Source organism: Herbaspirillum sp. LeCh32-8, assembly GCF_017814915.1.
In the GTDB taxonomy this organism is placed as follows: Bacteria; Pseudomonadota; Gammaproteobacteria; order Burkholderiales; family Burkholderiaceae_D; genus Herbaspirillum.
Genome location: NZ_JAGIPZ010000002.1, coordinates 229323 through 247764, shown reverse-complemented (window position 1 = coordinate 247764; position 18442 = coordinate 229323). Strand labels below are relative to the sequence as shown.

Below are 18442 nucleotides of genomic sequence, written 5' to 3'. Positions count from 1 at the left end.
GCTGGAGTTTCCGACTGTCGCAGGCTCGGCGCTTTCCTATCATGACTTTACGTTTCCGCAGACAGCGGAGCGACCAACGAAAGGAGAACAGCCATGTCCAAGAAGATCATCACTGCAGCTTTGTTGGCCGGCGCCGCTTTTGCCACCGGCGCTTACGCCCAGTCCTATGACCAGGGCGGCTACGGCGCCCGTTCGGCGCCGCAGCAGCAATACGATTCGACCAGCAGCCAGACGCAGTACTACAACTATCAGGGCGAACCGACCACCTCGCCGAGCTACTCGCAGGAGCAGGGTCAGAACGGCCAGTACGTTGACCATAGCAATTCCGAGATGCGCGGCCGTCCCAACAACTACGCACGCGACATGAAGGACGGCCCGATGGGCACTTCGCCGGGCTCCTGATCGATCAGTAAAAGCAACAACGCCGGGGCGCATGGCGCTCCGGTAACCGACTCCACCCACAAGACGGGAGAACGAAATGAAACATCACATTAAACTGCTGGGCGTCCTGCTCACCGCCGGCGCGCTGAGCACCGGCGCCATGGCGCAAAGCGCCGCACCGGCGCCTGCTGCCGGCAGCGACAGTTCGGCCCAGAGCGCGGACTCCGCCAAGCAGATGAAGCAGGAAAAAAAGCAGCAGAAGAAACAGCGCAAGCAGATGAAGCGTGAGCGCAACCAGAACGGCGCCAACGGCCCGGCGGAGACCTCCTCCAAGCCGCAACCGGCAGCCGGCACCGGTAGCCAGTGAGGCAACCCCTCGCTCGGGCGGTATCAACGTCCCGTTGCCGTCGTGAAAAAGCCCCGTCTCAACGGGGCTTTTTTTCATGTTTTTTCGTGCCGGATACCTCGGTAGTACATCGCCCGCCCAACCGGCTCACTGACGAAGATCAAACTTCACGGCACACGTCCATCAACGCGATCGCAGCCAGCACGTGCGCACGCACCGCCTGCTCCAATTGCGCGCCGCGATGCGTGTTGTGCGACAACGTGCCAGAGAACCAGCTAAAACAATACCCGCAACGTATCGTGGCATGCCAGTCAACCGAACGTTCGCCGACATAGCTGGCCAGGTATTCGTATTTCCTTCCGGCCATACTGCACTGGAAGCGGCCTTCTATCTGGCGCACTGCTTCACCGTCCAGCAAGCTGTCCTGCGCAGGTTGCTGTTGTTCCTGCTGATGCATGATGTCTACGGTCCTTTCGCCACACGGCGAACGCGCTGCGGCCGGGCGAGCGCAGGCAAAGTTAGGGTGGGCGTGAGCGAAAGGGATCGGAGAATTTCCCGGGGAAAACTCAACCCTGCTGCGGCTCGGGCACACATTCCGGCTTGGCTTTCAGGGCTTCGCTGACGGGGCAGGTAAGCGGCGTATCGACGATGCTCATTTCGATAACGGCGCCATCGTGGTGTGCCAGGCCCATGGCGATATCGAGATCAAAGCGCTTGATGTCGACGTGGTATTTCTCGGCGGTGATCTTGTAGAGGGCTGCGGCAATGGCGGTTTCCAATTGCTGTACTGAAACGTTCTTCAGCGCGCGCTTGCTGACTTTCTTGTCGGTGGTATTCATCGTGGCTCCTTCGGCACATGGCCGTTGACAAATGAGAGCGTAATGACGAAGGTGGTAAAACAACATCGGGATTTCCCTGATCGGGGCGCTGCCTCCAACGCTCAGGTAAACCCCTATGCCAAAAATGCGGGCCATCTACTAAGCTGCTGGACAGCATCGATGACAGCGCCGACAAGGCCGCGGCCACCGACCATCGTCCAAGCCAAACCCGCCAAGGGGTCCGTCATGTTCTTCAAAAAGAGAACTTCACCTGTCTGCATCGCCACACTCTTCGTGGTGCTGGCCTGCCTCGCCCTGGTCGGGCTGGACGGCTGGCGCACCTGGCAGGCGCGCGAGGACCTGCTCAAGGAAGCGCGGGTGGATACCTCCAACATGGCGCAGGGCCTGGCGCAGCATGCCGACCAGACCTATCACGAAGCCGACCTGGCGCTGCAGGTGCTGCTGGAACATGTGGCCGAGGATGGCCTGAACGAGCGTTCGCTGCAGCGCATCGGCCGTCAGTTGATGTCGCAAGTCAACGAGTTGCCGCAGCTGCATGGCATCTTCGTCTATGACGAGAGCGGCCGCTGGCTGGTGAGCTCGCAACGCACGCTGCAGACGCAGTACAACAACTCCGACCGCGCCTACTTCATTTATCACAAGACGCATAGCGATCCGCTGCCGCACGTCGGCCCGCCGGTGCAAAGCCGCTCCACCGACGAATGGATCTTCACGATCAGCCGCCGCATCAACAAGCCGGATGGCGCCTTCGGCGGCGTGGTGCTGGCCACGTTGTCGCTGGAGTACTTCAAGAACTACTACCAGAACTTCGACGTCGGTCGTCGCGGCGCGGTGCTGTTCGCGCTCAACAGCGGCACCTCACTGATCCGCCGCACACGCGACAGCGCCACAACCGGCAAGGATCTCACCAACGTCCCGCTGTTCCGCGACTACGCCTCCAAGAGCGATCGCGGCACGGTGGAGCTGGTGGCGCCGTCGGACGGCGAACTGCGCATCAACAGTTTCGTTCACCTGCGCCGCTATCCGATGTTCATTACTGTTGCGGTGTCCAAGGATGAAGTGCTGGCCAACTGGCGACACGACGCCTATCTGCGCACCATCGGCGTGCTGTTCCTGGCGGGCGTGCTGGCCACCATGGGGCGACGCATGGTGCGCCAGATCAAGACGCAGGTGCGCTCCGAATATGAAGCGGTGACGGCCCGCACCAAGTCCGATCAGCTCAATGCCACGCTGGTCCAGCTGGCCATGCACGACGGTCTGACCGGCCTGCCCAACCGCCGCCACTTCGACCGCACGCTGGCCGCCGAGCTGCTGCGCCAGGGCAAGGACAAGGGCGCGCTGTCGCTGGTGATGATCGATGTCGATCACTTCAAGTTGTACAACGATATCTACGGCCACACCAAGGGTGACGAATGCCTCAAGACCGTGGCGCGCGCCATCGGCGCGGCGCGCAAGCGCTCGCGCGACCTGGCTGCACGTTATGGCGGCGAGGAGTTCGCGCTGGTGCTGCCGGACTGCGATATCCACGGCGCCATGTCGATTGCCTACAACCTGCGCCAGTCCATCGCGGAACTGCGCCTGCCGCACTCCGGCGCCAAGAACGGCCACGTGACGGTGAGCATCGGCGTCGCCTCGCTGCACCCGGTGCAGGAGAACGATAGTGTGCTCACCCTGATCGAGCATGCCGACCAGGCCCTGTACCAGGCCAAGCAAAGCGGGCGCGACCGCATCGTCACCTATCCGGCCAATCTGAAGAGTAACTCCCGCGACGAGCCGCGCAAGTCCAAGCCCTCGCGCAGCGCGGAAAACAGCTGAGCGCGGTTGACCGTACCGCCGCGCTCCGTTCAAGGCGCGAAAGGCGGGAAGCAGGAAACAAGAAGAGGCCGATCCGGCTGCATGCCGTAAAATCGCGCTTTGCCTGCGCCATCCGGCGCGGGCGGCATCGATCGGCACTCAATGAACCAGCATGAAATCAGTCGCGGCATCGGCTTGTCCGTGTTCGCCTCGGCCCTGTTCGCCTTCCTCTCGGGTTACACGCGCCTGCTGGCGCCGCTGGACGGCCTGGATATCTTTTCCTGGCGCATCCTGTGCACTACCATCGCAGTACTGGTGCTGATCGCCTGGCGCCGCCACGGCGACCAGCTGCGCGCCGCCTGCGCCGAAGTGTTCTGCCAGCCGCGCAAGCTGCTGGCGCTGGTCGCGATGGCGGCAATGCTGGGCGTGCAGCAGTGGTTGTTCCTGTGGGCGCCGGTGAACGGGCGCGCGCTGGAGGTGTCGCTTGGCTACTTCCTGCTGCCGCTGGCCATGGTGCTGGTGGGACGCTTTTACTACGGTGAGCGACTGGATCTGGTGCAACGCCTGGCGGTGCTGTGCGCCTTGCTCGGCGTCGCCCATGAACTGTGGATGACGCGCGCCTTCTCGTGGCCGACGCTGCTGGTGGCGCTGGGCTATCCACCCTACTTCGTGCTGCGCCGCCGCCTGCGCATGGACTCGCTGATGATCTTCGCCATCGAGCTGTTGCTGCTGGTGCCGGTGGCAGCTGTCGCGCTGGCGCTCAACGGCTCCTTCGCGGCGACCGTGCAAACGCCGGCGATGTACCTGCTGCTGCCCGGCCTGGGTGTGGTCAGCATGGTGGCGCTGGCCTGCTACCTGCGCTCGGGCAAGCTGCTGCCGATGGGCCTGTTCGGCATTCTCGGTTATGTCGAACCGGTGCTGCTGGTGCTGGTGGCCATGGCGGTGCTGGGCGAATCGCTGCAGCCGGCGCAACTGGGCACCTACGTGCCGATCTGGCTGTCGGTGGCGCTGACCGCGCTGCACAGCGTGCGCCTGATGCGCCGGCCGGCGAGCTGAGACCATGCTCTACCTGTAAAAAAAACGGCGCCCGCGGGCGCCGTTTTTCATTCGGCCGGGCAGCGCGATGCTGCCGGGGTTCCTGTTGCTGATTACTGCTTGTGATACGAGGTGACGCGCTCGACTTCGTTCTTCGAGCCCAGGAACACGGCCACGCGCTGGTGCAGCTTCTCGGGCTGGATGTCGAGGATGCGCTGGTTGCCGTCGGTGGCGGCGCCGCCGGCCTGCTCGACGATGAAGGCCATCGGGTTGGCTTCGTACATCAGGCGCAGCTTGCCCGGCTTGCCCGGTTCACGGGCGTCGGCCGGGTACATGAAGATGCCGCCGCGGTTCAGGATGCGATGCACGTCGGCCACCATGGAGGCGATCCAGCGCATGTTGAAGTCCTTGCCGCGCGGGCCGGTGGAACCTTCCAGCATTTCGTCCACGTAACGCTTGACCGGCGGGAACCAGTGGCGCTGGTTGGAGGCGTTGATGGCGAACTCCTTGGTGTCGGCCGGGATCTGGATATCCTTTTGCGTCAACACCCAGGCGCCCATTTCACGGTCCAGCGTGAAGCAGTGCACGCCGTCGCCGGTGGTCAGCACCAGCACGGTTTGCGGGCCGTAGACGGCGTAGCCGGCGGCAACCTGCTTGGTGCCGGGCTGCATGAAGTCTTTTTCGGTCGGCTCGGTCATGCCGTCCGGCGCCTTCAGCACCGAGAAGATGGTGCCGATGGAGACGTTGACGTCGATGTTGGAGGAGCCGTCCAGCGGGTCGAACATCAGCAGGTATTCGCCCTTGGGGTAACGGTTGGGGATACGGTGGATGGTCTCCATTTCCTCGGAGGCCATGGCCGCCAGGTGGCCGCCCCATTCGTTGGCTTCCAGCAGGATCTCGTTGGAGATCACGTCCAGCTTTTTCTGCACTTCGCCCTGCACGTTCTCGCTGCCGGCGGTGCCCAGCACCTCGCCCAGCGCGCCCTTGCCGACGGCGTGCGAGATCGACTTGCAGGCGCGACCGACGACTTCGATCAGCAGGCGCAGTTCGGACGGGATCTTGTTGTGCAGGCGCTGTTGCTCGATCAGGTGTTGCGTGAGGCTGATGCGTTTCATGGTGGTCTTCCTTGTTTATTGAATGAATTCGTTCAGTTGGAGAGCGATTTGGTGATCACTTCCGAGACATCGCGCGAGAGCTTGGGCGCGGACGCCACCTGCTGCAGCGCCAGGCGCATTTTTTCCTGCAGCGCCGGAGTGTACTTGCGCCAGCGGTCGAGGCTGCGCGCCAGGCGCGCGGCGACTTGCGGATTGGTGGCGTTCAATGCGATCACCTGCTCGGCCCAGAAGCTGTAGCCGTTGCCGTCGGCCGCGTGGAAGGCCGAGGGATTGCCGTTGCAGAAGCTGAAGATCAGGCTGCGCGCGCGGTTCGGGTTCTTGAGCGTGAACGCCGGGTGCTCGATCAGGGTGCGCACGGTGTTGACGTCGGCGTTGCGCGCCGTGGCCTGCAGCGTGAACCACTTGTCGATGACCAGCGCTTCGTCCTCGAACTCGCTGTAGAAACGCTGCAGCACCTCGCTCTTGCCGGCGGCGGCGCTGTTGACCAGCGCCGACAGCGCAGCCAGGCGGTCGGTCATGTTGTTGGCGGCGACGTCCTGCTGCTGAGCCAGCTTCAGCGCCTCGGCATCATCCAGTTCGGCCAGGTAGGACAGCGCCACGTTCTTCAGCGCGCGGCGGCCGGAGGAGCCGGCGTCGGGGCTGTAGTCGCCCGGGGTCTGGTTGGCGTGATAAACGGCCAGCAGGTCGTCGCGCAGCTCGCGCGCCAGCGAGCGGCGCAGGAACTGGCGCGCCACGTGGATGGCGTGCGGGTCGATCACTTCCATCTGCTCGGCGATCATGGTCTCGGAGGGCAAGGTCAGCACCAGCTCGCGGAAGGCAGGATCCAGCGCGGCGTCGTTGAGCGTGGCGCGCAGCGCGTCGGCCAGGGCGCCGTCCTGCTCGATGTTGTTCAGCACGGTATCGACCGCCACCACATGGCCCGACTGGCGTGCGGCCTGCACCGCCACCGTCAGGTTCAGCAGGCGGCGGGTGGCCAGGCGCTGGCCGGCTTCCCACCGGTTGAAGGCGTCGCTGTCGTGCGCCATCAGGAAGGCCAGTTCGGCGTCACTGTAGTCGTACTTCAGCACCACCGGCGCGGAGAAGCCGCGCAGGATGGACGGCACCGGCTTTTCGGCGACGTTGGTGAAGCGGAAGGTCTGCTTGGCCTTGGTCAGTTCCAGCACGCGGGTGGTGGCGGCGGACTTGCCGGCCGGCTTCTCGCCTTCCAGCGTCAGCGCCAGGTCGCGGCCCTTGGCGTCCAGCAGCCCGACCGCCACCGGGATGTGGTAGGGCTGCTTTTTCTTCTGGCCGGCCGTGGGCGGGCAACTTTGCTCCAGGGTCAGCTCGAACACTTGTGCCTTGGCGTCATAGCGGGTGCTGACGTCGACCTGCGGCGTGCCGGACTGGCTGTACCAGCGCTCGAACTGGCTCAGGTCGCGCTTGTTGGCGTCGGCCATGGCGGCGCGGAAATCGTCGCAGGTGACGGCCTGGCCGTCATGCCGTTCGAAGTACAGGTCCATGCCCTTGCGGAAGCCGTCGCGACCCAGCAGGGTCTGGTACATGCGCACCACTTCGGCGCCTTTTTCGTACACGGTGACGGTGTAGAAGTTGTTGATCTCGACGTAGGAGTCGGGACGCACCGGGTGCGCCATCGGGCCGGCGTCTTCCGGGAACTGCGCCTGGCGCAGCACGCGCACGTCGTCGATGCGCTTGACGGCGCGGCCGCTGTCGGTGCCGATCATGTCGGCCGAGAATTCCTGGTCGCGGAAGACGGTCAGGCCTTCCTTCAGGGACAGCTGGAACCAGTCGCGGCAAGTGACGCGGTTGCCGGTCCAGTTATGGAAATATTCGTGGCCGACCACCGCCTCGATGTTGGCGAAGTCGACATCGGTGGCGATGCGCGGGTTGGCCAGCACGTATTTGGTGTTGAAGATGTTCAGGCCCTTGTTTTCCATCGCGCCCATGTTGAAGTCGCCGACGGCGACGATCATGAAGCGGTCGAGATCCAGATCCAGGCCGAAGCGCTTGACGTCCCAATCGATGCTGTTCTTCAGCGAATCCATCGCGTGCTGGGTCTTGTCCAGGTTGCCGGCTTCCACCCACACCTGCAACAGGGCGTCGCGGCCGGACTTCAGCCGCACGGTTTCTTCCTGGCAGACCAGGTTGCCGGCGACCAGGGCAAAGAGGTAGGACGGCTTCTTGAACGGGTCTTCCCACTTGGCGTAGTGACGGCCGTCGGGCAGCTCACCTTCTTCGATCAGGTTGCCGTTGGACAGCAGCACCGGGTACTTGGCGCGGTCGGCGCGCAGCATGACGGTGTACTTGGCCATCACGTCCGGGCGATCCGGGAAGTAGGTGATCTTGCGGAAGCCCTCGGCCTCGCACTGGGTGAAGAAGTTGCCGTTGGAGACATACAGGCCCATCAGCGAGGTGTTCTGCTCGGGACGGGTGATGGTCTCGATCTCCAGCACGGCCTTGGCCGGGGCGCCGGGGATGGTCAGCACGCCGCCGGCCAGGCGATAGGCGCCCTTGGCCAACGTCTTGCCGTTCACGCGCAACGCGACCAGCTCCAGCTCTTCGCCGAAGAGCACGATGTCGCTAGCGGCGGCGGCCGGGTTGCGGCGCATGGAAATGCGGGTGGCCACGCGGGTCGCGGCGGGATCGAGGTCGAAGCCCATCTCGACGGTGTCGATCAGGAAATTGGGGGCGGCGTAGTCTTTACGGTAGATCGTCTGAGGCGTATCGGTGCGCATGGAAACCTGTCCGGGAAATGAATTGGGAGTACGGCGATTGAACTGCGGTGGCGATCACGGCGCAATCACGGCGGATGGAAAACGGATAGCACGGGATAGCAAATGCGGCCAAGGCCCGATTTTACCAATCAACGCGGCGTGCGCGCTTACAAATCCGCGCCTGTGCCTGCTTGACTGACCAGCCGGCGCGGCGATCGTTCGCCGCGCTTGCCGCCCGGCGGGAAGGTTTTTACGGGAATTGACGCCGGCCGGACACCGGCCATGCGCCTGCCGCGCGCCGACGCACTACAATGGAGCTTGCGCGCCGCCGCCTCGCCCCACCTTGAGCAGCCTGACGGGATAAAAAGCGCGCCATGCGGGTCGAACCCGCATCGGGCCGTCACGGCCACCACCACTTTGTTCCGCCCAGCCTGCCGCCCGGCCCCTCGCAACTGCGTACCTTGTATTGGAGATTTCCATGAAACGCTGGCTCTTTTCCTTCATCGCGGCCGCCAGCCTGCTGCTGTCCGGCTGTGCCTCCGTGATCGAAAGCAACGTCACCGCCTTCCATGCCTGGCCCGCCGATGCCACCGGAAAGTCTTATGTCTTCACCCCCGCCAAGGAACAGGAAGGCAATCTTGAATATGACAACTATGCCCGCTTGATCCGCCAACAGCTACAGGCGCTGGGCTTTTCCGAGGCGCCGGATCGCAAGGCGGCCCAGCTGACGGTGAGCTTTCGCTACGGCATGAACACCGAACAGGTGGTGGTCAGCCGCCCGGCCTACGATCCCTTCTTCTACGGCCCGCCGCCGGGCTGGGGCCGTTTCGGCCCGCGCCCTTACGGTTTTTACGGCCCTTACGGCCCCTTCTACGATCCGCTCTGGTACGGCGGCCCGATGCAGACCACCAGCTATCCGGTGTTCCTGCGCCGGCTGCAGATCGGCATCGCCAACGCCGGCGACGGCAAGCAGCTGTATGACGTGGTGGTGGATAGCGACGGCAGCCGCGGCGGATTGGCGGCCGCGATGCCCTACATGGTGCGCGCTGCCTTCTCTGACTTTCCCGGCCCCAGCGGCGTGACGCGCCATATCTCGATCAAGGTAGACAAGGACGGCAAGCCGGCCCCTTGAACCGGGCAGCCGGCTAGTTGATGAAGCGTCCGTCCTGGCCGATCGCGGTCAGGTCGACGAAGTCGGAGCCGTTGTGATTGCCCGGCGAAAAGCGCAGCGGGAAGCCGCCGCCGTCGTAGTTAGCGGGATTGATGGTTTCCAGCGCGCGCTGCAACCCCTCGCGCGTGAGCTGACGGCCGGCGCGCCGCAAGCCCTCCACCAGCGCCCGCGCAGCGATGAATCCTTCCAGCCCGACGAAACTGTACTGCCCGCCCTCGGCCTGGCCGAAGGCCTTCTGATATTCGTAGACGATCGGCAGGTGCGGCTTCCACGGAAACGGCACCACCTGCGTAACCACGATGCCGGCGCCGCCGTGCTTCAGACGTGCGGACAGGGATTGGCTGCCCACGAAAGAGTAGTTGGAGAAGCCGCCGTAGTAGCCGGCGCGCCGCATGCGCGTGATCAGCGCCGCCGCCGATGGATAGGAAGCCACAAGGATCACCACTTCGGGCCCCATCGCCAGCAGCGCTTTTGCGGCCGTCCGGGCGTCCTCGCTATTGCGCTCGACCGCCACTGCACCGACCAGCTTCAGGCCATATCGGTCGACCCGGCCGCGCAGGAGCTCTAAAGTAGACTTTCCGAATTCATCGTTCTGGTAGAAAACCGCAATGTTGCGATGACCGTTGCCTTGCAGCTGGCGCAGCAGATAATCGGTTTCGCGGGCGTAGCTGGCGCGCACGTTGAACACCAGTGCATTGAAAGGCTCGCGCAGGAAACGCGCGCCCGACATGGGCGCGAACAGCGGCACGCCGGCCCCCTCGATCAACGGCATGGCGGCGGCGACGGTGGCGGTGCCGACGTAACCGAACAACGCGAACACCTTCTCCTGATGGATCAACTGCAGGGTGTTGACGACGGTCTTGTCGGGTTCGTACTGATCATCCAGGCTGAGCAGCCGGATCTTGCGGCCATGCACGCCGCCTTGGGCGTTAATCTTGTCGAAGTAGCTTCGGGCGCCTTCCAGGAACAGCTTGCCCAATTCGCCGGAAGGCCCCGACAGTGCCGCGGACTGGCCCAGCAGTATCTGGGTATCGCCGACGCCGTCCCTGGCGCCGGCATCCGCATCGGCGAATGCCAGCAGCGCCCACAACATGCACAGTACTGGACATGCGCGATATCTCGCCAACCATCCCATTTACCGCCTCCGCGAAAATGCAGCTGTCCAAACAAGAGCAAGATATGACAGCAACACTTTCGCCAAACGACGAGTCAGCGACAGAAAAAAGCGCCAATTACACGCATCAGCATCGAAAAATCAACAAAACATCACCAAAAATCTAAAAAATTCTAGATTCTCACGAAAAATACGCTTCACTGGCGAAGGTGATGAACACGATCAGCAAGACCGCACAGATCAGCACTACCAGCAGCCGCCCGAAGCGCGGCACGCCGTCGACTCCGGTGGGCTGCTCCGGCGGGTGGCCGGGTCGGGAATCCCGTTGACCGTCCATGGCGCCCGCCTTAAGGCACCAGGATGGTGGAACCGGTGGTACGACGGCCTTCCAGGTCGGCGTGCGCCTGGCCGACGTCCTTCAAGGCGTAACGTTGGTTGATCTCGATGCTGATCTGCTTGCTCTCCACCATGGCGAACAGGTCGCCGGCCGTGGCATTGAGCTCCTCGCGGGTGGAGATGTAATTGCCCAGGGACGGACGGGTCAGGAACAGTGAGCCGCGCGAAGCCAGCTCGGACGCGCCGAACGGAGCCACCGGGCCGGAGGCGTTGCCGAAACTGACCATCATGCCGCGCGGGCGCAGGCAGTCCAGCGAGCCTGTGAAGGTATCCTTGCCGATCGAGTCGTACACCACCGGCACGCCTTTTCCACCGGTGATTTCCTTGACGCGCTCGACAAAATTCTCGGTCTTGTAATTGATCACATGGGCTGCGCCGTGCTGCTTGGCCAGCGCCGCCTTCTCGTCGCTGCTGACGGTGCCGATCAGGTTCGCGCCCAGCGCGCGCGCCCACTGGCAAGCAATAAGACCGATGCCGCCGGCGGCGGCGTGGAACAGGATGGTGTCGCCGGCCTTGACCTGATAGGTCTGGCGCAGCAGGTATTGCACGGTCATGCCTTGCAGCATCATGGCCGCGGCCGTGTCGAAGCTGATCGAGTCCGGCAGCTTGACCAGGATGTCGGCCGGCATCACGCGCTCCTCGGCATAGGCGCCGTTGGGGCGGCCGGCGTAGGCCACCCGGTCGCCGACCTTGAAATCGGTCACGCCAGGCCCGACCGCCTCAATGGTGCCGGCGGCTTCCTGCCCCAGGCCGCCGGGCAGCGGTTGCGGATACAGGCCCGAGCGGAAGTAGCAGTCGATGAAGTTCAGGCCCACCGCGCCGTGGCGGATGCGCACCTCGCCCTGCCCCGGCTCGCCGACTTCGACGTCGACGTACTCCATCACCTCAGGGCCGCCGGTCTTGTTGATGCGGATTGCTTTTGCCATGTCTGTCTCCTTCTCGTTTCGATCGAAATTCGGATGTGGATAAATCAAGCGACCCGCATTGCGTCTTCAGGCCGTCATACCTTCTTGCGCGACAGCAGCCACATGCCGGCCAGCACCAGGGCGGTGCCGGTCAACTGGATGCCGGTGATCGGTTCGTCCAGCAGCGCCGCGCCCATGAACAGGGTCGACACCGGGCCGACCAGGCCGGCCTGGGCCGCGGTCGGTGCGCCGATGCGCTCCACCGCGACCATGGTCAGGAACACCGGCAGCACGGTGCAGAACACCGAATTGAACAGCGACAACTGGTAGACGCCGGCCACCTGAGTGAACAGCTCGCCTGGGCTGCGCAGGATAAAGAACTGGATCACGCAGGCCACGCTGGAGACGCACATGGCGTAGGCCACCAAGCGCACCGCGCCGACCCGGCGCACCAGCTCGCCGGAGGAAATCAGGTAGATCGAATAGGTAAAGGCCGAACCCAGCACCAGCACGCTGCCCAGCATGACGTTGCTGCCGCCGGTGTTGAGGTCGTGCATGAGCACCAGCACGGTGCCGAAATAAGAAACCAGCAACGCCGCCCATTCGATCCAGCCGACACGGCGCTTGAAAAACAGGAAGGCGATCAGCATCACGAAGGACGGCGTGAGAAACAGGATCAGCCGCTCCAGCCCGGCCGAGATGTACTGCAGGCCGAGAAAGTCGAGGAAACTGGAAAGGTAGTAGCCCATCAAACCCAGCACCGTGATGCGCAGATAGTCGGCACGCGCCAGCGGCGGGTTGGTGCGGGATTTCCAGATCGCGACCGCGAAGAACATCGGGAAGGCGAACACCATGCGCAGCGTGATCACCATCACGGCGTCGACCTGGTAGCGATACATCAGCTTGGCGACGATGGCCTTGGCGGAAAAGAAGATGGCGCCGACGATGGCGAGCAGGAGGCCGCCGAGGAAGGCCTGGCGTTGGGAAGCGTTTTGGGCGATGGCGGTCATGGCCGCGATTGTAAACCGTCCGTCGCTCACGCGCCGGACGGCCCGAAACGCGCCGCGGATCAGCGTCGCTTCATCAGCGAGCCCAGCACGCCGCGGATGATCTCACGTCCGACCTGCGAGCCGATGCTGCGCGCGGCCGACTTCACCATGGCCTGCAGCGGCGAGTCGCTGCGGCGGCTGCCGCCGCCGTTGCCGAAGATGCCGCCGGCGGCGTCCTTCAGCAGGTCGCCCAGGCCGCCACCCTGATCTTGCGGCTGGCCCGGCGGTTGGGATTGCTGCTGCGGCGCCGGACGCGCCATGCCGCCGGAAGGGCGCGCACCTTGCGCCGGCGACGTCTGCGCCCGACCGGCAGAGGCGCCCCATGCATTGTCGTCGGCCGGTGACGATGGCGTCGGCGTGGGTACCTGAGACGGCGCCGGCTGCTGCGCGGCGCGGCCCTTCAGGCGCTCGTAGGCCGACTCGCGGTCGATCGCCTGCTCGTAAATGCCGGCCACCAGCGAGGCGGCCATCAGCGCGCGCCGTTCATCGTCGGTGACCGGACCGATCTGCGACGCCGGTGTAAGGATGTAGCCGCGCTCGACCACGTTGGGACGGCCCTTCTCGTCAAGGAAGGACACCAGCGCCTCGCCCACGCCCAGCTCGGTAATGGCTTGCGCGGTGTCCAGTTTGGGATTGGCGCGGAAGGTATCGGCCGCAGCCGCCACCGCCTTCTGGTCGCGCGGGGTGTAGGCCCGCAGCGCGTGCTGCACGCGGTTGCCGAGCTGGCCCAGCACGGTGTCGGGGATATCCAGCGGGTTCTGGGTGACGAAGTACACCCCCACGCCCTTGGAACGGATCAGGCGCACCACCTGCTCGATCTTTTGCAGCAGCGGCTTGGGCGCCTCGTCGAACAGCAGGTGGGCCTCGTCGAAGAAGAAGGCCATCTTGGGCTTGTCGAGGTCGCCTACCTCGGGCAGGTGCTCGAACAGCTCGGACAGCATCCACAGCAGGAAGGTGGAATACAGGCGCGGCGCGTTCATCAGCTGGTCGGCGGCGAGGATGTTGATGATGCCGCGTCCCTTGGCATCGGTCTGCATCCAGTCTTCGATGTTCAACATCGGTTCGCCGAAGAACTGGTCGCCGCCCTGCTCGTCGATGGCGATCAGGCCGCGCTGGATGGCGCCGATGCTGGCCGCCGAAATGTTGCCGTATTCGGTCTTGAACTCGGCCGCGTGTTCGCCCACGTGCTGCAGCATGGCGCGCAGGTCCTTGGTGTCCAGCAGCAAGAGACCGTTGTCGTCGGCGATCTTGAACACCAGCTGCAGCACGCCCTGCTGGGTGTCGTTCAGGTTCAGCATGCGCGCCAGCATCAGCGGGCCCATGTCGGAAATGGTGGCGCGCACCGGGTGGCCTTTCTGGCCGTAGACATCCCAGAACGCCACGGGCGCGGCGGCCCAGGCCGGCTCGGCCATGCCCAGATGCGCCAGGCGCTCCCTGACCTTGGGCGAGGCGGTGCCGGCACGGCCCAGCCCGGACAGGTCGCCCTTGACGTCGGCCATGAACACCGGCACGCCGATGTCCGAGAGAGCCTGGGCCAGCACCTGCAGGGTCACGGTCTTGCCAGTGCCGGTGGCGCCGGTGATGCAGCCATGGCGGTTGGCCAGTTGCGGGAGCAGGCAGAGTTGCCCGTCGGAATTGCTGGCGATAGGGAGCGGATTTGTCATGTCAACAAGCCATTCATGGGAGAAATCGGAGGGAGGCGGTATGGTAAAATGCCCGCCCGATTATAGTCAGAACATGGCCGCAAGATCTTCGAAATTGGCCTCTGATCAGTTCCGTTCTGGCATCACCCCCATCTCGCAGGAAAGATTCAACATGGCTGGACACAGCAAATGGGCCAATATTCAGCACCGTAAAGGCCGTCAGGATGAGAAGCGCGGCCGCGTCTGGACCCGCCTGATCAAGGAAATCACCGTGGCGGCCCGCATGGGCGGCGGCGACATCGACTCCAACCCGCGCCTGCGCCTGGCCGTGGATCGCGCCTCCGACGCCAACATGCCCAAGGACAACGTGACCCGCGCCATCCAGCGCGGCACCGGCGCCCTGGACGGCGTGAACTACGAAGAAGTGCGCTATGAAGGCTACGGCATCAACGGCGCCGCCATCATCGTCGACTGCATGACCGACAACCGCGTGCGTACCGTGGCCGAAGTGCGCCACGCCTTCTCCAAGTTCGGCGGCAACATGGGCACCGAGGGTTCGGTGGCCTTCCTGTTCAAGCACTGCGGGCAGCTGATGTACGCCCCGGGCACCGACGAGAATGCCGTCATGGAAGCTGCGCTGGAAGCCGGCGCCGAAGACGTGGTGACCGACGACGAAGGCGGTATCGAAGTGCTGACCGGCCCCAACGATTTCGCCGCTGTAAAGGCCGCCATGGAAGCCGCCGGCTTCAAGGCCGAAGTGGCCGAGATCACCATGAAGCCCTCGACCGAGACCGTGTTCGCGGGCGAAGACGGCGTGAAGATGCAAAAGCTGCTGGACGCGCTGGAGAACCTGGACGATACCCAGGAGCTCTATACCAATGCCGTCATTGAAGAATAACCAGTAACAGCCTCGTCCCTCGGCTCCATTTTTAAAGCGAATCCACATGAAAATCCTAGTTGTCGGCTCCGGTGGCCGTGAACACGCCCTGGCCTGGTCCATCGCCAAGTCGCCGCGCATCCAGAAGGTCTTCGTTGCTCCCGGCAACGGCGGCACCGCGCTGGACGAGCGCCTGCAGAACATCGCCATCACCGACCCCACTGCGCTGGCCGACTTCGTCGAGCAGGAGCACGTGGCGCTGACCGTGGTCGGCCCGGAAGCCCCGCTGGCAGCCGGCATCGTCAACGTGTTCCGCGCCCGCGGCCTGAAGATCTTCGGCCCCACCAGGGAAGCGGCCCAGCTGGAAAGCTCCAAGGACTTCGCCAAGGCCTTCATGCATCGCCACGCGATCCCGACCGCCGAGTACCAGACCTTCTCGGACGTCGCCGCCGCGCATGACTACATCGCCAAGAAGGGCGCGCCGATCGTGATCAAGGCCGACGGCCTGGCCGCCGGCAAGGGCGTGGTGGTCGCCATGACGCTGGAAGAAGCGCACCAGGCGGTGGACATGATGCTGTCCGACAACAAGCTGGGCGACGCCGGCGCACGCGTGGTGATCGAGGAATTCCTGGCCGGCGAAGAAGCTTCCTTCATCGTCATGGTGGACGGCAAGAACATCCTGCCGCTGGCCACCAGCCAGGACCACAAGCGCCTGCAGGACAACGACCAGGGCCCCAACACCGGCGGCATGGGCGCCTACTCGCCGGCCCCGATCGTGACCCCGGCGCTGCATGCGCGCGTGATGCGCGAAATCATCGTCCCCACCGTGCAAGGCATGGCCAAGGACGGCATCCCGTTCTCCGGCTTCCTGTACGCCGGCCTGATGATCGACGCCGAAGGCAATCCCAAGACGCTGGAATTCAACTGCCGCATGGGCGACCCGGAAACCCAGCCCATCATGGCGCGCCTGAAGACCGACCTGCTGACGGTGTTCGAGCACGCGGTGTCGGGCACGCTGGACAAGGTCGAGCTGGAGTGGGACCGCCGCACCGCGCTGGGCGTGGTGATGGCCGCCTACAACTATCCCGACACCCCGCGCAACGGCGACCTGATCACCGACATTCCGGCCGAAACGCCGGACTGCGTGACCTTCCACGCCGGCACCACCCTCAACGGCGACAAGCTGACCACCTCGGGCGGCCGCGTGCTGTGCGTGGTGGGCCTGGGCGACAGCGTGAAGGTGGCGCAGAAGCACGCCTACGACGCCGCCGACTTGATCCATTTCGAAGGCTCGCAGATGCGCCGCGACATCGGCTGGCGCGCCCTGAAGCGCTAAGCGCCAAGCCTGAAGGCCGGCGTGAGCCGGCCACAGTGCTGGCAACAAAAAAATCCCCCGCGAGGCTACGTGCTTCGCGGGGGATTTTTCTTGTCGGCCCAAGGCGGCTTGACGCCGACGGCCCTGCCGCTAAAGGCGATCAGAACATGCCGTTGTCGTTGGCTGTCTTGTCGGGAATGGGCTGGACGACGTCCCAGTGCTCGACGATCTTGCCGTTGTCCAACCGGAAGATGTCGATGATGGCGCTGCCGCGCGTGCCCGGCTCGCGCACTGCGTGGACGTGCAGGATGACGAAATCGCCGTCGGCAAAGACCTGCTTGATCTCGCTATGCGATTGGGGATATTTCTCTTTCAGGAAATGGATGAACTTCACGAAGCCCTCGGGGCCGTCCGCCGCGCCGGGATTGTGTTGCTTGTATTGCTTGCCCACGTACTTGTCGATCGCCTCCTGCGCCTTTTTCTGGTTCAGCCCCATGTCGTAGAAGGCCACCACGGCCTTCTTGTTGGCTTCTTCCTGCGCGGTGTTGCCTGCGTGCGCGACGCCGGCGGTCAGGCTCATGGCCGCGGTGATGCCGATCAGGCACGATGTCATTCGTTTCATCATCTTTTCCGGTGTAGTTGATAAAAAATCATGCTGCGCCGGTCCGGCGGCAGGCGCGTTCGTCCTGCGGCGCCGGCGCATTGCGTCCATGATGTTAGCCGCGCCGACCAGAACAGGCGATTGGTTCCAGTACGATTCTTCCCCTAAAATTGCGGGCATATTGCAACAAAAGCGCCGCTGCGCATACTAAACAGCTCTTGCCGGACGGCCCGGACTTGTCGCCGCGGCAAGCGCGCCGCCGGCCACCTCCCAGCACAAGAAGCAGAAAAGGAACCCCGCATGCAACAACACCTCCTGAACCTCGACACGCTCATCAACCTCTACCTGGTGCCCTTCGGCCTGAAGGTGCTCGCCGCGCTCGCCATCTGGATCATCGGCGGCATGCTGATCAACACCTTTGCCAAGGTGGTGCGCCGCGTGCTGAGCGCGCGCCAGTTCGAGACCACGCTGATCAATTACGCCATCTCGGCCATCCACGTGATCCTGCGCATCATGCTGGTGATGGGCATCCTGGAAGTGTGCGGCATCCCCACCACCTCGTTCGCCGCCATGATCGGCGCCGTCGGCGTGGCGCTGGGCGTGGCCTGGTCGGGCCTCTTGGCCAACTTCGCGGCCGGCATCTTCCTGGTGGTGCTGCGCCCGTTCAAGGTGGGCGACTACATCACCGCCGCCGGCCAGACCGGCACGGTGTCCGACATCGGGCTGGTGACCACCATCATCACCACCGACAACAACCTGCGCGTGATCATCGGCAACAACAAGCTGTTCTCCGACAACATCATCAACTACAACGTCAACGCCACCCGCCGCACCGACCTGCGTTGCCAGATCGCCTACAGCGTCGACCCGCAGGAGGCCATGGCCAAGCTGATGGCGCGCATCAAGCAGATCCCCAACGTGCTGGAAACCCCGGCGCCGGGCATCGCGATCCAGGAGTTCAACGCCACCGGCACCCTGATTGCGCTGCGCATCCACGCCCCCACGCCCAACTTCGGCCAGGTCTACAACGACGTACAGAACGCCATCGCCGAGGTCTGCCTGAAGGAAGGCTGGCCGGCTCCCGCGACCTACCAGGTGGCGGTGCCTGTGGCGCAGCCGCCGCAGAGCTGACCGAAAGTCCCACCAAACC

General features: G+C 64.2%; 19 protein-coding genes. 9 read left to right on the top strand and 10 right to left on the bottom strand.

Annotated features, from left to right (window positions below):
- Positions 1–93 precede the first annotated feature (93 nt).
- On the top strand, positions 94–402 hold the full coding sequence (locus J8I26_RS06265; RefSeq protein WP_209605236.1) for a hypothetical protein: 309 nt from the start codon (positions 94–96) through the stop codon (positions 400–402).
- 76 nt (positions 403–478) lie between these two features.
- Positions 479–748 carry a hypothetical protein gene (locus J8I26_RS06260; RefSeq protein ID WP_209605234.1) on the top strand — a complete coding sequence of 90 codons (270 nt, stop codon included), beginning with the start codon at positions 479–481 and terminating at the stop codon, positions 746–748.
- 139 nt (positions 749–887) lie between these two features.
- On the opposite strand, the gene J8I26_RS06255 is transcribed toward J8I26_RS06260, so the two are convergent.
- Together J8I26_RS06255 and J8I26_RS06250 are read right to left on the bottom strand one after the other, a co-directional pair.
- Positions 888–1184 carry a hypothetical protein gene (locus J8I26_RS06255; protein ID WP_209605232.1) on the bottom strand — a complete coding sequence of 99 codons (297 nt, stop codon included), beginning with the start codon at positions 1182–1184 and terminating at the stop codon, positions 888–890.
- A gap of 109 nt (positions 1185–1293) precedes the next feature.
- Positions 1294–1566, bottom strand: a complete 273-nt coding sequence (locus J8I26_RS06250) for a hypothetical protein (protein ID WP_209605230.1) — start codon at positions 1564–1566, stop codon at positions 1294–1296.
- 225 nt (positions 1567–1791) lie between these two features.
- On the opposite strand from J8I26_RS06250, the gene J8I26_RS06245 reads away from it, so the two are divergent.
- Positions 1792–3381: a sensor domain-containing diguanylate cyclase gene (locus tag J8I26_RS06245; RefSeq protein WP_209605228.1), complete on the top strand. Its 1590-nt coding sequence runs from the start codon at positions 1792–1794 to the stop codon at positions 3379–3381.
- Positions 3382–3522: 141 nt separating this feature from the next.
- Positions 3523–4416: an EamA family transporter RarD gene (gene rarD / locus J8I26_RS06240; protein WP_209605226.1), complete on the top strand. Its 894-nt coding sequence runs from the start codon at positions 3523–3525 to the stop codon at positions 4414–4416.
- 92 nt (positions 4417–4508) lie between these two features.
- On the opposite strand, the gene J8I26_RS06235 is transcribed toward rarD, so the two are convergent.
- Together J8I26_RS06235 and pepN are read right to left on the bottom strand one after the other, a co-directional pair.
- A complete protein-coding gene (locus J8I26_RS06235) occupies positions 4509–5510 on the bottom strand; it encodes a class 1 fructose-bisphosphatase (protein WP_209605224.1) in 1002 nt (333 codons plus the stop codon).
- A 32-nt stretch (positions 5511–5542) separates the two neighbouring features.
- Positions 5543–8242 (bottom strand): aminopeptidase N, encoded by a 2700-nt coding sequence (pepN, locus tag J8I26_RS06230; protein WP_209605222.1) that lies wholly within the window; start codon positions 8240–8242, stop codon positions 5543–5545.
- Between the two features lie 457 nt (positions 8243–8699).
- Here pepN and J8I26_RS06225 point away from each other — a divergent pair, with 457 nt between their 5' ends.
- Positions 8700–9353 (top strand): DUF4136 domain-containing protein, encoded by a 654-nt coding sequence (locus J8I26_RS06225; RefSeq protein WP_209605219.1) that lies wholly within the window; start codon positions 8700–8702, stop codon positions 9351–9353.
- A 13-nt stretch (positions 9354–9366) separates the two neighbouring features.
- On the opposite strand, the gene J8I26_RS06220 is transcribed toward J8I26_RS06225, so the two are convergent.
- Positions 9367–10485 carry an ABC transporter substrate-binding protein gene (locus J8I26_RS06220; RefSeq protein WP_209605217.1) on the bottom strand — a complete coding sequence of 373 codons (1119 nt, stop codon included), beginning with the start codon at positions 10483–10485 and terminating at the stop codon, positions 9367–9369.
- A 14-nt stretch (positions 10486–10499) separates the two neighbouring features.
- Between J8I26_RS06220 and J8I26_RS06215 the strand changes: the two genes are divergently transcribed.
- On the top strand, positions 10500–10673 hold the full coding sequence (locus tag J8I26_RS06215) for a hypothetical protein (protein WP_209605215.1): 174 nt from the start codon (positions 10500–10502) through the stop codon (positions 10671–10673).
- A gap of 14 nt (positions 10674–10687) precedes the next feature.
- Here the strand turns inward: J8I26_RS06215 and J8I26_RS06210 are convergent, their stop codons facing one another.
- The 4 genes from J8I26_RS06210 to J8I26_RS06195 form a co-directional block, all read right to left on the bottom strand.
- On the bottom strand, positions 10688–10843 hold the full coding sequence (locus tag J8I26_RS06210) for a hypothetical protein (RefSeq protein WP_209605212.1): 156 nt from the start codon (positions 10841–10843) through the stop codon (positions 10688–10690).
- Positions 10844–10853: 10 nt separating this feature from the next.
- Complete coding sequence (locus J8I26_RS06205; protein ID WP_209605211.1) at positions 10854–11828, bottom strand: quinone oxidoreductase; 975 nt, start codon at positions 11826–11828, stop codon at positions 10854–10856.
- Positions 11829–11902: 74 nt separating this feature from the next.
- The gene (locus J8I26_RS06200) at positions 11903–12817 is read right to left on the bottom strand and encodes a DMT family transporter (RefSeq protein WP_209605209.1); all 915 of its coding nucleotides are present in this window, start codon (positions 12815–12817) and stop codon (positions 11903–11905) included.
- Between the two features lie 59 nt (positions 12818–12876).
- A complete protein-coding gene (locus J8I26_RS06195) occupies positions 12877–14520 on the bottom strand; it encodes a helicase HerA-like C-terminal domain-containing protein (RefSeq protein WP_209605207.1) in 1644 nt (547 codons plus the stop codon).
- 151 nt (positions 14521–14671) lie between these two features.
- On the opposite strand from J8I26_RS06195, the gene J8I26_RS06190 reads away from it, so the two are divergent.
- Positions 14672–15397, top strand: a complete 726-nt coding sequence (locus J8I26_RS06190; protein ID WP_209605205.1) for a YebC/PmpR family DNA-binding transcriptional regulator — start codon at positions 14672–14674, stop codon at positions 15395–15397.
- Positions 15398–15443: 46 nt separating this feature from the next.
- A complete protein-coding gene (gene purD / locus J8I26_RS06185) occupies positions 15444–16712 on the top strand; it encodes a phosphoribosylamine--glycine ligase (protein ID WP_209605202.1) in 1269 nt (422 codons plus the stop codon).
- Positions 16713–16851: 139 nt separating this feature from the next.
- Here purD and J8I26_RS06180 read toward each other — a convergent pair whose 3' ends face one another.
- A complete protein-coding gene (locus J8I26_RS06180; protein ID WP_245200189.1) occupies positions 16852–17271 on the bottom strand; it encodes a nuclear transport factor 2 family protein in 420 nt (139 codons plus the stop codon).
- A 321-nt stretch (positions 17272–17592) separates the two neighbouring features.
- Here J8I26_RS06180 and J8I26_RS06175 point away from each other — a divergent pair, with 321 nt between their 5' ends.
- Entirely contained in the window at positions 17593–18423 is an 831-nt protein-coding gene (locus J8I26_RS06175; protein WP_209605200.1) for a mechanosensitive ion channel family protein, read from the top strand.
- The last annotated feature ends 19 nt before the right edge of the window (positions 18424–18442 follow it).